The sequence below is a fragment of the Pseudolactococcus reticulitermitis genome, assembly GCF_002260845.1.
GTDB lineage: Bacteria > Bacillota > Bacilli > Lactobacillales > Streptococcaceae > Pseudolactococcus > Pseudolactococcus reticulitermitis.
This window is the reverse complement of record NZ_BEDT01000004.1, coordinates 192,983-206,416: the sequence shown is the minus strand read 5'-3', so window position 1 is coordinate 206,416 and position 13,434 is coordinate 192,983. Positions and strand designations below refer to the sequence as shown.

Below are 13,434 nucleotides of genomic sequence, written 5' to 3'. Positions count from 1 at the left end.
TATTATTTAGCTTTAATAGCTGATTTAACTGTGATAAGTGATTTCTTAGCACCTGGGACATTCCCTTTAACGAGGATAACATTTTTTTCAGGGACAACTTGGACGATAACGAGGTTTTGAACTGTTACGCGGTTGCCACCCATGCGACCTGCAAGGTGTTTATTTTTGAATACACGGTTAGGTGCAACAGGACCCATTGACCCTGGACGACGGTGGTAACGTGACCCGTGAGCCATTGGCCCGCGTGATTGTCCGTGGCGTTTAATAACCCCTTGGAAACCTTTACCTTTAGTCGTACCAGTGACGTCAACAACATCTCCAGCTTCAAATTGTTCTACTGTCAATTCAGCGCCCACTTCCAAGCCTTCAATATTTTTGAATTCACGAATGAAGCGCTTAGGAGCAGTGTTTGCTTTTGCAACATGGCCTTTGGCAGGTTTGTTACTCAAAACTTCACGTTTGTCATCAAAACCAACTTGAACAGCTTCATAGCCATCAGTTGCGACTGTTTTGACTTGAAGTACAACGTTAGCTGCAGCTTCAATGACAGTGACTGGGATTAATTCGCCAGTTTCGGTGAAAATTTGGGTCATTCCCACTTTTTTCCCTAAGATTCCTTTTGTCATTAGAGTTCCTTTCCTTATAATTTAATTTCGATGTTGACACCACTTGGTAAGTCGAGTTTCATCAAGCCATCAACAGTTTTTTGTGTTGGGTTAATGATGTCGATCAAACGTTTGTGTGTACGCATTTCGAATTGTTCGCGTGAGTCTTTGTATTTGTGAGTCGCACGGATGATTGTGTAAACTGAACGGTCAGTCGGCAGCGGAATTGGACCTGCTACAGATGCGTCAGTACGTTTCGCAGTTTCTACGATTTTTTCAGCCGCTTGATCAAGAATACCATGTTCGTACGCTTTCAAACGAATGCGGATTTTTTTGTTTGCCATTTTTTCTCCTCTCGTCTATTTCTTAGAATAGGCTAGCTCCACGAGAAAACTAATACAGGATGCGTGGCAACGCCTCCGGGTGTATCACAACCTCTCGCTTCACAGCTACATACTACGCTTTACGCAGTACTTATCTATGGTAACAGAAAGTTGATGAGATTGCAAGAGGATAGTCTAAGTTTTTAATTTAAGTTTATGAAACGTTTCTGTTATAATGAAGATAGATTAATTTTTAGGAGGCTTTTGTCGTGTTAAAAGAATTTAAAGCATTTATTTTAAGAGGTAACGTCCTTGATTTGGCCGTTGGTGTCATTATTGGTGGTGCCTTTACTGCTATCGTCAAATCATTAGTTGACAATTTAATCAATCCACTGATTGGCATCTTTGTCCATAACGGGGCGCTGGCTCAACTCAGTTTCAAGCTCGGCAATGCTAGTTTTGCTTATGGCAAATTTTTGAACGACGTTTTGAACTTCATCATCACCGCCTTTGTCATTTTTATCTTGGTTAAAGCGATTAACAAACTTTTCTCTGCCAATCAAACAGAAGAAGCCGAAGAAGTTGCCGCAATCAACGAAGAAGTCGAAACATTGAAAGAAATCCGTGATTTGTTGAAACAGAAATAAATACTATAATATAGTAGAAAGACCCCAGAAAATAAATCTGGGGTCTTTCTTCTATTCTTATTACTTACCTAGTGATAGATAAGCCTCAACTGCTGCTTGCATTTCGGCTGCTGGAATGACCGTATGATGCAAGACTGGCGCACCAAATAGCTCCGAAACAGCTTTTGGCAATGGCGTGCCTGAAATTGCTTCTAGCTTTTTAACCAAATCAAAGTCATCTTCTTGCCCGGTCAATGTCGTCAAACTTTCGACAACGACTCTTGGAAATTTATAAGGACTAGCTGTCGAGACGATGACAGTTGGGGTTGGGTCTTGCGTTTCAGCAAGGTATTTTTGATAAACAACGCTTGCGACCGCTGTGTGTGGATCTTCGACATAGTGGTCAGCTTTAAAAGTCGCTGCGATTTGAGCAGAAATCTCTGCTTCATCTGCAAAATCTGCATAAAAACCAGTCAACTCTGCCAACATGTCAGCCGTAATTTTATAAGTACCTGTGGTATTCAGACTGGTCATCAATTCTGACGTTGCCACATCACTATCACCTGTCAAATGGAAAATCAAGCGTTCAAGATTAGATGAGACCAAAATGTCCATTGATGGCGAACTGGTCACGAAAAAGTCCCGGTTTTTATCATAAGTGCCTGTGCGGAAAAAGTCAGTCAGGACATTATTTTCATTTGAGGCACAGATAAGCTTACTTACTGGCAAACCAATTTGCTTGGCATAGTAACCCGCTAAGATATTTCCAAAGTTACCTGTTGGGACCGTGAAATTAATCTTAGCACCATTTTCAATCGCACCTGTTTTAACAAGCTGCGCATAGGCATAAACATAGTAGGCAATCTGTGGCACAAGTCGCCCGATATTCATCGAATTGGCACTTGAGAACTGCTTACCATTAGCCAGCATTTTATCGCGCAAGGCTTGATTATTAAACATGGCTTTGACATTGGTTTGGGCATTGTCAAAGTTACCATCAATCGCAATGACCTTAACGTTGTCGCCAACTTGAGTCGTCATTTGGCGTTCTTGAATTTTTGAGACACCATCTTTGGGATAGAAAACAACAATTTTCGTTCCCGGAACATCCGCAAAGCCTGCCATGGCAGCTTTCCCAGTATCGCCAGAAGTCGCTGTCAAAATGACAATCTCACGATCCACACCGTGTTTTTTGGCAGCTGTCGTCATCAGATAGGGCAAGATAGACAGTGCCATATCCTTGAAGGCAATGGTATTCCCGTGGAACAATTCAAGATTATATTGACCATGTAGCTTAACGAGTGGGGCGATAGCCGCATCGTCAAATTTACTATCATAGGCATGACGCACACAATAAGCAATTTCTTCAGCAGTGAAATCATCCAGAAAAGCCGATAAAACCAGTGTTGCGACTTCTTGATAGCTGGCATTTTTCAACGTCTCAAAATCTAATGTGACATTGGGCGTTTTAGTCGGCACATAAAGGCCGCCATCTGTCGCAAGACCTTGTAGAATGGCCTGACTAGCGGTTACTCGATTGGTTTTATCGCGCGTTGATTGGTAAATTAAAGTCATGTTCGGCTCCTCATAATTGGCATTTGGTTAGTCATATTGTAGCATAATTATCAGAATATTTCAAAAAAACTTCCGAAATTGGAAGTTTTTAACGCTCTTTTTCAAGTTGACAAATTAATAACCAAGCTCATCGATTTGTTGCAAATCAAGTTCAACTGGCGTTTCACGACCAAACATATCAACGGTCACTTTCACTTTATCGCCATTGACTTCTGTAATCGGGCCTTCGAAGCCTGAGAAAGCCCCGTCAATAATTTTAACCCGTTTGCCAACATAGACATCAAAGGTAATTTCTCGCACCAGTTTGCCCATGCCTTGCAGAATTTCTTGGATTTCTTCTTCAAATAACGGCGTTGGTTTTGAACGGTTACCGTGGGATCCGACGAAACCTGTGACATTCGGCGTATTCCGCACGACAAACCACGCTTCATCGGTCATGTTCATCTCAACCAAAACATAACCTGGGAAAAGATTTTCTTCAACTTCTTTACGTTTGCCGTTGACTTCTTTATCAACCGTTTCCGTCGGAATTTCGATGCGCAAGATATTATCCGTCATGTTGTAAGTTTGCGCGCGTTCAAGCAAGTTTTCTTTCACTTTGTTTTCGTAACCAGAGTAGGTTTGGATGACAAACCACCCTTGATCAAAGTTAACCGTTTGTTCTTGAGCTGCTGTTTTTTCAATGTTTTCTTCAAATGCGTCTGACATGATAGTTCTCCCTTATAATATAAATAGTAAATAGACGATTCTGAGTGCCTTTTTGGTACAAGAAAAAGGCTTTTCGCCCTTTTCCCATATTATACCACAAAATAAAAATATACGCCAACGTCCGCTAATAAACATCAAATCAAGTCAATTTAAAGGTTGCAAACAAATTAATTAACTATGTCTATTAATTAAAAACATTTAAAAGTTGACAAAAAGGCTAACAAAATTAAATATTTAAGCCGGGCAGGGGGCGCTAGAAATAGCGTTTTTTTATGTGCTATTAACCCCCTGTAAATGCTAGGGTTTAAACTATTCTAATGAAAAAGAGCACACGAATAAGCCCTAAAAATGCGGGCTTTTTTCATTAGAATACAGTAAAACACAGTTGAATACAGCAGCTACTATAAACTACTCTAATTTACTCTAAACAACGCTAAAAGCTCTGCGAGCATTACACTTACAGAGCTTTTAGGTATTAAAAATTCAAGGTTTGTCCCGAGTAAATCAGATCAGGGTTACTGAGACCATTTACCGCTGCTAGATGTTGCACGGTTGTGCCAAATTGTGCTGCAATCGATGACAAAGTGTCTCCACTTTCCACGATGCAATAGTTCGTCGCTGTGGCCACTGACGTGCTCCCTGTGACGTTTAAAGTTTGTCCTGGGTAAATTATATCAGGATTGCTTAACGCGTTCACACGTGCTAAATCTTGCCATGTCGTGCCGTATGTTGCCGCAATCCCGCTGAGCGTTTCGCCATATTGTACAATATGCACTTGCGAGCTCGTACTTGATCCACTTGTTGATGCATCCAATGTCTCAACATCTCGAGAGTTAAGCCAACTCATGATACCGTCAAGCAAAACTGTATCGCCTGTTTTTTCAATAACTTTATGCGGCACACCTTTAACCCAATCAGGGATAGCCTCACCCGTCGCATAGTTTTGAGCACTAAAATTCACTTTGACGCTCATACCAAATTCCTTGTTGTTCCCTTTGATTTTATCAGCCTCCTCGCCTGCCTCAATCGATGGTGTTTCGGTGTTAGGTTTGCTTGGATTGCCTCCAACTCTAACTTTTCGCCAAGTCGCTTGCGAGATACCAATTTCTTTCGCTATCTCTCGATTAAGCAACTGCTTGTCCGCTTGTTTACGGCGAATAGCTTTCGCTTGTTCGTCTGTAATAATCAAAATATCCACCTCCTAAACTTACACGTTTTGTAAGTAAATTCATTATAACTTACAAAATTCGTAATGTAAAGCGAAAACTTGAAAAAAATGTAAGTTATTTGTTTTTTATTGCATTTTTGTATTTTTTTTATGGTATAATCGTTGTTGAAAGGTGGTGAGACAGTATAAATCATGAATAAAATAAAATTTTTACGCAAAGAAAAGAATCTGACTATGAAAGATTTAGCAGAACTTATAGGCGTTACAGAAGCGACAATATCACGTTGGGAAAACGATAAACCAGCACCCAGAGTAAATCAAGTTAAAAAATTAGCCGAATACTTCGACGTGCTACCCGAGTATATCCTCGGATTAACAGATATTAAAAACTACGACCAAATAGCCGTGGAGTCTTCAAAAGCGTTTGATGAACACAAAGATTTCACAACCCCCAGCTACCTAACATCTGCCATAGATGATTTGCCTCGTGAGTTCCACCGAATCAATAACATCTACCGGACTTTGAATGATGATAGTAGAATCAAAGTTGTCAATTACGCCAACGACCTGCAACGATTGCAGGAACTAGAAACTAAACTTAAAGAAAATTAATCGTGCAGATCCACGTTAAAAGCTGATAAGGAATTGAATTATGATCCCAAATTATGTTGTTTTAGAAGTCGTTCTAAAAGAAAAATTTATCGGAAAAGGTTCCAAGAACCTGTCCGAGCTTGAAGGTGTTATCAACGCACAATGTGCCAAAGGCTTCCGCCTGCACACGATTACCACCGCTAATGGTGGCAGTAAAGGTTTCGGGGGCGGCGACCGTCTCCAAGCTACACTCGTATTTGAAAGCGTTTAAACAAAAGGAGTTTTTGAATGAAAGCGACTAGCGGGAATGAATCCCAAAAACCAATTTATAAAAAGTGGTGGTTTTGGCTGATAATCGTGATAGTTGTTGCCGGCGGTGTTGGTGGTAGCCAAGAGAAAAATAAAGATACTACCGAAAAATCTAAAACGACTGAATCAAAATCTGTACCAATTGAGTCCAGTACCGAAATGGCCAAGGAATCAACTGTCGCCAAAACAAATCAATACTTTGAAACTGATGAAACAGTGAACAATTTTTTTGAAAAATATAATGCTTTAAATGGGATTAAAATCCCAGAATCTGAAATAAAACAAGGAAATATCAAAACAAAAGCGCTTGTTAATATCGACGACATCACTCTTGAAGTGATAAACTCAGGCGAAAATTTACACGTCTCGATTGGAACTTCAAAAGAGAATGAGGATACAAAATTATTCCCGATTTTCAAAGACTCACTAAAAGCTGTCGATGGCTCTTTGACTGATCAAGACATCCAAAATGGTTGGAATGATATCCATAAAACAGGATATCTGGTTGAGGGCTATGATCTAAAAGGTGTTAAAATTACCTACCTTAACAAACCAAGAATTGACATCATCTTTAAATTAAAATAAAAAAAGCGTTACACATGGCCAAATTAAGGCTATGCGTAACGCTTTACAACTAACTTCATTTTAAAAACTTTGCTCCATGCCTTGCCCGGCGGATGAAAGGTTTGAAAAAATGAATATAAAAGAAATTACCAAAAAAGACGGTTCGACTGTCTATCGCGCGAGTGTTTACCTCGGTGTTGACGTTTTAACCGGCAAAAAAGTGCAGACCAACGTGACTGCGAAAACAAAGAAAGCCATCAAGACCAAAGCCCAGCAAGCTATCACTGACTTTAACCTTAATGGCTGCACTCGACTAGAAAATACCGAGTATAAAACTTTCAACGACTTGTTGACTTCTTGGTGGGATAATCACAAACTAACCGTTAAGAAATCAACTAAAAGTAGTTATCAAAATTTTATTTATAACTACATTGTACCAGAAATAGGAAGTTATAAACTTGAAAAGATTAGCCCCAGAACAATACAAAACGCCGTGAATAAGTGGGCAAAGAATGCAAACAAGACACATGGTCATGAAGATGGTGCCACAAAGTCTTATCCGACCATATACCGCATCATTAAATCAATTTTTAAGTATGGCGTTAGCGTTGGGGCAGTTTCGAAAAATCCGGCTAGTGATGTTATCTTGCCAAAGATAAGGAAAAGCGAAAATAAAAAACTGAAATACTTAACTAATTCAGATTTGAAAGTTTGGCGAAATTACTTAGATGGTTTGGCAGTAACTGACAAAAATATAATTGACCTCACTCTTTATCAATTTTTGCTCGCTACAGGCTTACGGATTGGCGAGGCTTTGGCTTTGAATTGGTCTGATATTGATTTGGAAAAAGAATCGGTTCAGGTTGATAAAACTTTGTATCTGGATTCAGTTCAAAGTACTCCGAAAACTTCATCAAGTGTTAGAAATGTCACTTTCGACAAAAAAACTTCTCTAGCCCTTAGAGTTTATAAACAACGTCAAAATTTAGTGTTTAAAAGCAATGGCGTAAAAAGTGATATTGTCTTTACAGATTCTTTTGGGGATCGTGCTAAATATTCAATGCTTATTTACAGGCTTGAACGTGATTTTTTGAAAGCGGGGTTATCTCCGATAACATTTCACGGTTTTCGCCACACTCACGCCAGTATCCTTTTAAATGCAGGCGTTGGCTATAAAGAAATATCTAATCGCCTTGGTCATTCTCAAATATCTATGACGATTGATATATATAGTCATCTCAGCAAAGAAAAAGCAGATGAAGTGGCTGGGGTTTTTGAACAAGCGATATCTAATTTATAAATTAAGTTGATAAAAAGGTTGACAAATTCAAAAAAAGCCAAAAATAAAAGGCTATAACCCTTTATTTTAAAGCTATTTAGTAAAATCCTTTAAATTATACCACATTATTTGATCATTGGTACCAATAATTTAACAGCATGTGTGACGCCGCTCTTAATTAACCAGTCAAAAATCATGATGAAGACCATGAAAAATACTGAGTACTGAATGACCATACCAAAGTCTTTGACTGCTTCTTTGCGTGTTGGCCATGTGACCAAGCGCATTTCAGTCACAATTGAATTGATAAATTTAAACATTATCTGGTCTCCTTATGCAGGGTATATTTTCCACATGTTTTGCAGAATTTGTTGACTTCAAGACGTTTATCGCGTCCGTTTGAGCTGACAGTTATCGAATAGTTGCGCGATCCACAGACCGTACAAGCTAGACTTGCTTTTTTAATCATCTATTTATCTCCAGTTTATTATTCTACCAAAATATAGAACATTAGTCAAACCACGACTTGACACGATCCCAGATATTGCCGCCAACTTCTTTAGCCTTTTTACCTGCTTTGTCTGTGAAAGATTTGGCTTTTTCCGTCACATCTTTGGCTTTCTTTTTAGCATCTTCGACAACATCAGTCGTAGCTGGATCCTCCGTTGCTGTTGTGACAGGGTCTAGTCCTGCTAAGCTATACGCATTTTCTGCTTTGAACTGGGTGTTATTGGTGTAAGGTAAAATGGTACTTGCCATCGTTCTGAAAATTTCCGATGCCGTGCCAGCGGATGTCCCGTCTAATCTGTGCAAGTTACTTTCAGGGTTTTCATAACCTAACCAGAGCGACATCACAATATCAGGGGTATAACCGATGACCCATTGGTCAATGTCTTCATTCGTTCCCGTTTTTCCTGCTAGTGTATAGCCATAAGGCGCTGCATAAACTCCTGTTCCATTGGTATAGGTGCCTAGCATCATCGACGTCATTTTTTGCGCTGTCTTGCTGTCAATCACGCGCGTTGCTTTCACTTTTGCGGTCGCAATGGTCGTGCCTGACGCACTCACGATTTTCTTGATGAGATGGGCTTCATTCATAATCCCATCATTTGCAAAGGTCGCATAGGCTTGCGCCATCTGCCATGGATTTGTCTCGACACCTGCCCCAAGCGCTGTCGTCAAGCTATCATTTTTATCCGTCAAATTAAGACCGAATGCTTTACCTTTTGCGATACCAGTTTTGATGCCGATGGCTTTAAAGGTATTAATCGCTGGGATATTGTAGGAATTGGCAAGCGCCTGATACATCGGCATACTGCCGTGCCACTGCTGGTCAGCGTTTAACGGTTTCCAACCATCATAGTCCATCGGCTCATCTTGCACGGTTTTATTAATCGACCAGCCCGCTTCAATCGCTGGGGTGTAGACAATCAAAGGTTTAATCGTCGAACCCGGACTTCGACCAGCTTGGGTCGCAAAGTTAAAGCCACGGAAACTGTCATTTTCAGTTGTTGGCACGCGACCAATCAGCGCTTCGACTTCTCCTGTACTGGGGTTAATGGCAACTGATGCCGACTGTGCGCTGACACCATCCGCGGCGACTGGAAATTGATAAGTATTGGCATAAGTCGTCTGCATCCCCGTCTGCATATTTTGATCCAGACCGGTGTAGATTTTATAGCCATTATTTAAGATGTCATGCTCAGTTAGACCGTAAACATTAATCGCCTCCTGAATGACTGCGTCAAAATAGCTCGGATAGTTGTAATCATCATCTTTCCCGACATAGGCATCCGCCAGATTGCTAGTAATGCCGATTTGCATGTTAGCAGTCGCATCTGCCTGCTTGATATAGCCTGCATTGACCATGTTTTGCAGCACCGTATCTCTACGATCCTTGGCAAACTTGCCTTCCTTATAGAGCGGGTTATAGACTTCTGGCCACTTGAGGATGCCCGCAAGTGTTGCGGCTTCCTCTACAGACAAATCCTTTGCCGACTTACCATAATATTTCATGCTGGCATCTTGAATGCCCCAAATCCCATTGCCGAAATAAGAATTATTCAGGTACATGGTTAAAATGTCTTTTTTATCGTACTTTTTATTAATTTCAAGGGCTAGGAACAATTCCTTGGCCTTCCGATCGACGGTTTGTTTCTGCGTTAAGTAAGCATTTTTAGCCAACTGCTGGGTGATGGTCGAGCCACCGCCGAATTTCCCTAGAGTTACAACTGCTAACAGTGTCCGCTTAAAATTAATCCCATTATTATCGTAAAAGGTCCGATCTTCCGTCGCAATCACGGCATTTTTGAGATGATCTGAAATCTCGTCAAACTTGACTGTTGTGCCTTTTTGACCATACATAGCGCCTGCAGACTGCCCATTTTTATCAATGATTTCTGTCCGTGCTTCCATGGATTGTTTGAGGGTTTCAACATCGGCTGTTTTGGCTAGAAAAAGGAGATAGCTCGCAATCGCCAGCACCAAGAAAAGCACCACGGCAATCATGATTTTAGTCAGGTTATATCGTTTCCAAAAACGCTTGATTGGCGCAGGAACCCATTGCCGTTTTTTTGCATTGGCTTTTCTGTCTAATTCTGGATCAACATTTTTTCGCGATCGACTTAAACTCGATTTTTTGAGGTCATTTTCTGTCATAGTCTTATTTTACCATATTTAGTTGCTAATCTTAAACTAAGGCGCTAGTCGTGCCCCATATTGCTCGTTTATATTATTTAAAAAATTTAGGGTAAATTTCAAAATAGAGGTGCACTTTTTGATATAATAGCTACATGAAATTCACGATAAACTTGCCTGCCGACCTAGAGGAGATGTCGGTAGAGGAACTTTTAACGACTGAGTGGCTGGTGCCCAAAAAGCAACGCCATTTTTTAAGAAGCAAACGACACATTTTGCGAAATGGTAATGTCGCCAGATTTTCTGATGTGGTTCATGCTGATGATCAAATCACGGTCTTATTTGACAGTGAAGATTTCGCCGTTAAACCATTGACTTTCGGTGATGAACAACTTGGCAAGTCCTTGATTTTATACGAAGATGAGCATCTCGTGATTGTCAATAAACCTGAAAATATGAAAACACACGGCAATGACAAAACTGAAATCGCCTTGCAAAATCATATTGCAGCAGCGTGCGGTGCGCCAGTTTATGTCGTGCATCGTTTAGATTTCGAGACTTCTGGTGCTGTTTTGTTTGCTAAAAATCCTTTTGTCCTGCCGATTTTAGACCAGATGTTGCGCGATAGAAAAATCCATCGCACCTATCAGGCTTTGTGCGCTGGACAGTTTGCCCAAAATAATTTGACGATTAATCGAGCTATTGGAACGGATCGCCACGATAAAAAACGGCGAGTGGTGGTGTCACGAGGTGGGCAGCGGGCAGTCACGCATATCCAGGTCTTGAAACATTTCGCAACTGAAACTTTGGTGCAATGTCAGCTTGAAACGGGGCGGACGCACCAAATTCGCGTTCATCTCAGCAGTCTAGACCATGCCATTCTTGGCGATCCCGTTTACAGAGGTCGCAAAGCCTCCCGTCTGATGTTACACGCGAAACATCTCGAACTCAGACACCCATTTACCAAAGAAAATATCCGCATCACGGCTGTCTCTAAGTCCTTTGAGCGCCTGATGAGAAAAATCGCAACAGACTAAAGCTGTCGCGATTTTTATTTGAGCAGTATTTTGAGTTTGCCGATGGCTAGCGTTAAGATAAAGACAGCGACGAAGACAAGGGTGATGGTGGCGCTGGCTGGTGCGCCGGTTTCAAAGGAAATGACCAGCCCCGCGAGCATGCCGATAAAACCGATGATGACGGCAAGCACCAGAACACGCTTGAAAGTCAGGCCGACCCGCATGGCAATGGATGCTGGCATGACCATAATCGCTGACACGAGGAGAGCACCAGCGACGGGAATCATCAGGGCAATGGCAATCCCTGTGACGACATTGAACACGGTTGACATGAGCCGAACGGGCAGACCGTCAACAAAAGCCGTGTCTTCATCAAAGGTCATTACATACATGGGACGCATGAAGAGGACAAAGACGACAAGCACAACAACCGCCAAAATCGCAAGCAAGATGACTTGCGTTTGGGAAACGGTCACAATCGAACCAAAGAGATACTGATCGAGGTTGATGCCATTACCACGTCCTGTGTTGGCAAAAATCAGAGCTAAAGATAGCCCTAGACTCATCAAAATAGCCGTGGCGACTTCCAAGAAGTTTCGGTAGAGTGTCCGCAAATATTCGAGGAGAATTGCCGCTAAAATCACGACGATAATCGTTGATAGGTTGGGAGAAATGCCAATAAATAAACCGAAAGCAACACCTGCCAAGGAAACGTGACTGAGCGTGTCACTCATCAAACTTTGACGGCGGAGAACGAGGAAAACACCTAAAAGCGGCGCAAATAAGGACATGGCAACGATGGCGAAAAAGGCACGTTGCATAAATTCATATTGAAAGAGACTAAGCACCACGCACCTCCTGATTTTTCAGGGTTTCGCTATCTTGTTCAGCAGTATTGTCATGCACACTAAAGCAACGCCAGTGGGTATTTTGCTTGCGCGCCAGATGAATATTGCGATCTGAAAACGCCTTGACATCTTCAGCATCATGCGTAATCATGAGCACAGCCTTGCCGTGTTTATGCGCAGCGTGGCTCATCAGTCGATAAAATTCTGAACGGCTGACATCATCCATTCCTGTCGTCGGTTCATCCAAAATAAATAAATCTGGGTCACTGGCAAACATTCTGGCGATGGCAACACGTTGTTTTTGCCCGCCAGACAAGGCGCCCATCCGCTGATCGCTCTGTTCCCACATACCAACAGCGCGGAGTGATTTTTCAACATGTGCCAAATCGTGCTGGGTAATCCGTTTGAACCAACCATTGCGCGGAAAGCGCCCGCTGGTCACGAATTCTTTGACTGTGCTTGGAAAACCGGCATTAAAGCTAGCAATTTGCTGGGGCAGATAGGAAATTCTCAGCTTTTTGCCCTTTATGTTTTGCTTGGCAATCGTCACTTCGCCTGTTTTAGGCTTGATAATGCCTAAAGTCGCTTTGACGAGCGTCGACTTAGCTGCACCATTTTCACCTGTCAGCGTGACAAACTCGCCAGCGCTAATTCGAAAGGCAACATTTTCCAGAACAGGCTCAGCATCATAGACGAAACTCAAATTGTTGACTGTGATGTAATCCATCAAAACTCCTTTTCCAATTTTTCCAGAAATCTTGCGATGATTTGCTGTTCATTTTCTGAAAATGCGTCAGCGATTTGCGCATAGGTTGCAAGCGTGGCTTGATGATGCTGGGCATGTTCTTCTGCAATCGGCCGACCTGTTTTGGACAGACGCCAAAGCACAATCCGCTCATCAGAAGCTGATTTTTCCGAATGCGTTAGATGCAATTGCTGTAATTTTTTCAGCGCCTTGGTCACAGCGGCTGGGGAAATTTTGAGTTTCTCAGCCAGTTTTGCATTGGTTAATTTCTCATGCAAGAGCAACATCAAAATATGCTCTTGCGTGTTGGTCAAGCCCGCATCTGATGCACACTTGCCTAGCAAAACTTCTTGTTTGTTTTCAGCCAGTTGCATGATTTTAGTCAATAACACATCAATTTGTTGGCTGACCTCTTGTGTCTTTTTTTTCATATCTTGTGA

At 41.6% G+C, this 13,434-nt stretch carries 16 protein-coding genes and 1 pseudogene; 6 read left to right on the top strand and 11 right to left on the bottom strand.

Annotated features, from left to right (window positions below; genetic code table 11):
• Window positions 1-2: 2 nt before the first annotated feature.
• On the bottom strand, window positions 3-626 hold the full coding sequence (rplC, locus tag RsY01_RS08610) for a 50S ribosomal protein L3 (RefSeq protein WP_003138100.1): 624 nt from the start codon (window positions 624-626) through the stop codon (window positions 3-5).
• Between the two features lie 14 nt (window positions 627-640).
• Window positions 641-949, bottom strand: coding sequence for a 30S ribosomal protein S10 (rpsJ, locus tag RsY01_RS08605; protein WP_003138102.1), 309 nt, complete (start codon window positions 947-949; stop codon window positions 641-643).
• Window positions 950-1,197: 248 nt separating this feature from the next.
• On the opposite strand from rpsJ, the gene mscL reads away from it, so the two are divergent.
• Window positions 1,198-1,575, top strand: coding sequence for a large-conductance mechanosensitive channel protein MscL (gene mscL, locus RsY01_RS08600; protein WP_094785141.1), 378 nt, complete (start codon window positions 1,198-1,200; stop codon window positions 1,573-1,575).
• A gap of 60 nt (window positions 1,576-1,635) precedes the next feature.
• Here mscL and thrC read toward each other — a convergent pair whose 3' ends face one another.
• The 3 genes and pseudogenes from thrC to RsY01_RS08585 all read right to left on the bottom strand — a co-directional run.
• Window positions 1,636-3,129 (bottom strand): threonine synthase, encoded by a 1,494-nt coding sequence (thrC, locus tag RsY01_RS08595; RefSeq protein ID WP_094785140.1) that lies wholly within the window; start codon window positions 3,127-3,129, stop codon window positions 1,636-1,638.
• A 114-nt stretch (window positions 3,130-3,243) separates the two neighbouring features.
• Entirely contained in the window at window positions 3,244-3,837 is a 594-nt protein-coding gene (nusG, locus tag RsY01_RS08590) for a transcription termination/antitermination protein NusG (protein WP_094785139.1), read from the bottom strand.
• Between the two features lie 475 nt (window positions 3,838-4,312).
• Window positions 4,313-4,900, bottom strand: a pseudogene (locus RsY01_RS08585) (LysM peptidoglycan-binding domain-containing protein); the annotation flags it as partial.
• Between the two features lie 297 nt (window positions 4,901-5,197).
• Here RsY01_RS08585 and RsY01_RS08580 point away from each other — a divergent pair.
• From RsY01_RS08580 to RsY01_RS08565, 4 genes are all read left to right on the top strand, one after another.
• Complete coding sequence (locus RsY01_RS08580; protein WP_094785138.1) at window positions 5,198-5,617, top strand: helix-turn-helix transcriptional regulator; 420 nt, start codon at window positions 5,198-5,200, stop codon at window positions 5,615-5,617.
• 43 nt (window positions 5,618-5,660) lie between these two features.
• Window positions 5,661-5,867, top strand: coding sequence for a DUF4177 domain-containing protein (locus RsY01_RS08575; protein ID WP_094785171.1), 207 nt, complete (start codon window positions 5,661-5,663; stop codon window positions 5,865-5,867).
• A 17-nt stretch (window positions 5,868-5,884) separates the two neighbouring features.
• Window positions 5,885-6,490: a hypothetical protein gene (locus tag RsY01_RS08570; protein WP_094785137.1), complete on the top strand. Its 606-nt coding sequence runs from the start codon at window positions 5,885-5,887 to the stop codon at window positions 6,488-6,490.
• A 109-nt stretch (window positions 6,491-6,599) separates the two neighbouring features.
• Window positions 6,600-7,769: a tyrosine-type recombinase/integrase gene (locus tag RsY01_RS08565; RefSeq protein WP_167373252.1), complete on the top strand. Its 1,170-nt coding sequence runs from the start codon at window positions 6,600-6,602 to the stop codon at window positions 7,767-7,769.
• A gap of 104 nt (window positions 7,770-7,873) precedes the next feature.
• Here the strand turns inward: RsY01_RS08565 and secE are convergent, their stop codons facing one another.
• Genes secE through RsY01_RS08550 form a run of 3 tightly spaced genes read right to left on the bottom strand, consistent with a single transcriptional unit; the run spans window position 7,874 to window position 10,406 of the window.
• Window positions 7,874-8,068: a preprotein translocase subunit SecE gene (gene secE / locus RsY01_RS08560; RefSeq protein WP_094785135.1), complete on the bottom strand. Its 195-nt coding sequence runs from the start codon at window positions 8,066-8,068 to the stop codon at window positions 7,874-7,876.
• Complete coding sequence (gene rpmG / locus RsY01_RS08555) at window positions 8,068-8,217, bottom strand: 50S ribosomal protein L33 (RefSeq protein WP_072353644.1); 150 nt, start codon at window positions 8,215-8,217, stop codon at window positions 8,068-8,070. Before rpmG ends, secE begins: the two co-directional genes overlap by 1 nt.
• Before the next feature lie 41 nt (window positions 8,218-8,258).
• Window positions 8,259-10,406, bottom strand: coding sequence for a transglycosylase domain-containing protein (locus RsY01_RS08550; protein WP_094785134.1), 2,148 nt, complete (start codon window positions 10,404-10,406; stop codon window positions 8,259-8,261).
• Between the two features lie 134 nt (window positions 10,407-10,540).
• On the opposite strand from RsY01_RS08550, the gene RsY01_RS08545 reads away from it, so the two are divergent.
• The gene (locus tag RsY01_RS08545) at window positions 10,541-11,422 is read left to right on the top strand and encodes an RluA family pseudouridine synthase (protein WP_094785133.1); all 882 of its coding nucleotides are present in this window, start codon (window positions 10,541-10,543) and stop codon (window positions 11,420-11,422) included.
• A gap of 14 nt (window positions 11,423-11,436) precedes the next feature.
• On the opposite strand, the gene RsY01_RS08540 is transcribed toward RsY01_RS08545, so the two are convergent.
• The 3 genes from RsY01_RS08540 to RsY01_RS08530 are packed head-to-tail and all read right to left on the bottom strand — an operon-like array spanning window position 11,437 to window position 13,425.
• Complete coding sequence (locus RsY01_RS08540) at window positions 11,437-12,249, bottom strand: metal ABC transporter permease (RefSeq protein WP_094785132.1); 813 nt, start codon at window positions 12,247-12,249, stop codon at window positions 11,437-11,439.
• The gene (locus tag RsY01_RS08535) at window positions 12,242-12,976 is read right to left on the bottom strand and encodes a metal ABC transporter ATP-binding protein (RefSeq protein ID WP_094785131.1); all 735 of its coding nucleotides are present in this window, start codon (window positions 12,974-12,976) and stop codon (window positions 12,242-12,244) included. The genes RsY01_RS08540 and RsY01_RS08535 overlap by 8 nt, the downstream gene beginning before the upstream one ends.
• Window positions 12,976-13,425, bottom strand: a complete 450-nt coding sequence (locus tag RsY01_RS08530) for a zinc-dependent MarR family transcriptional regulator (protein ID WP_094785130.1) — start codon at window positions 13,423-13,425, stop codon at window positions 12,976-12,978. Before RsY01_RS08530 ends, RsY01_RS08535 begins: the two co-directional genes overlap by 1 nt.
• Between the last annotated feature and the right edge of the window lie 9 nt (window positions 13,426-13,434).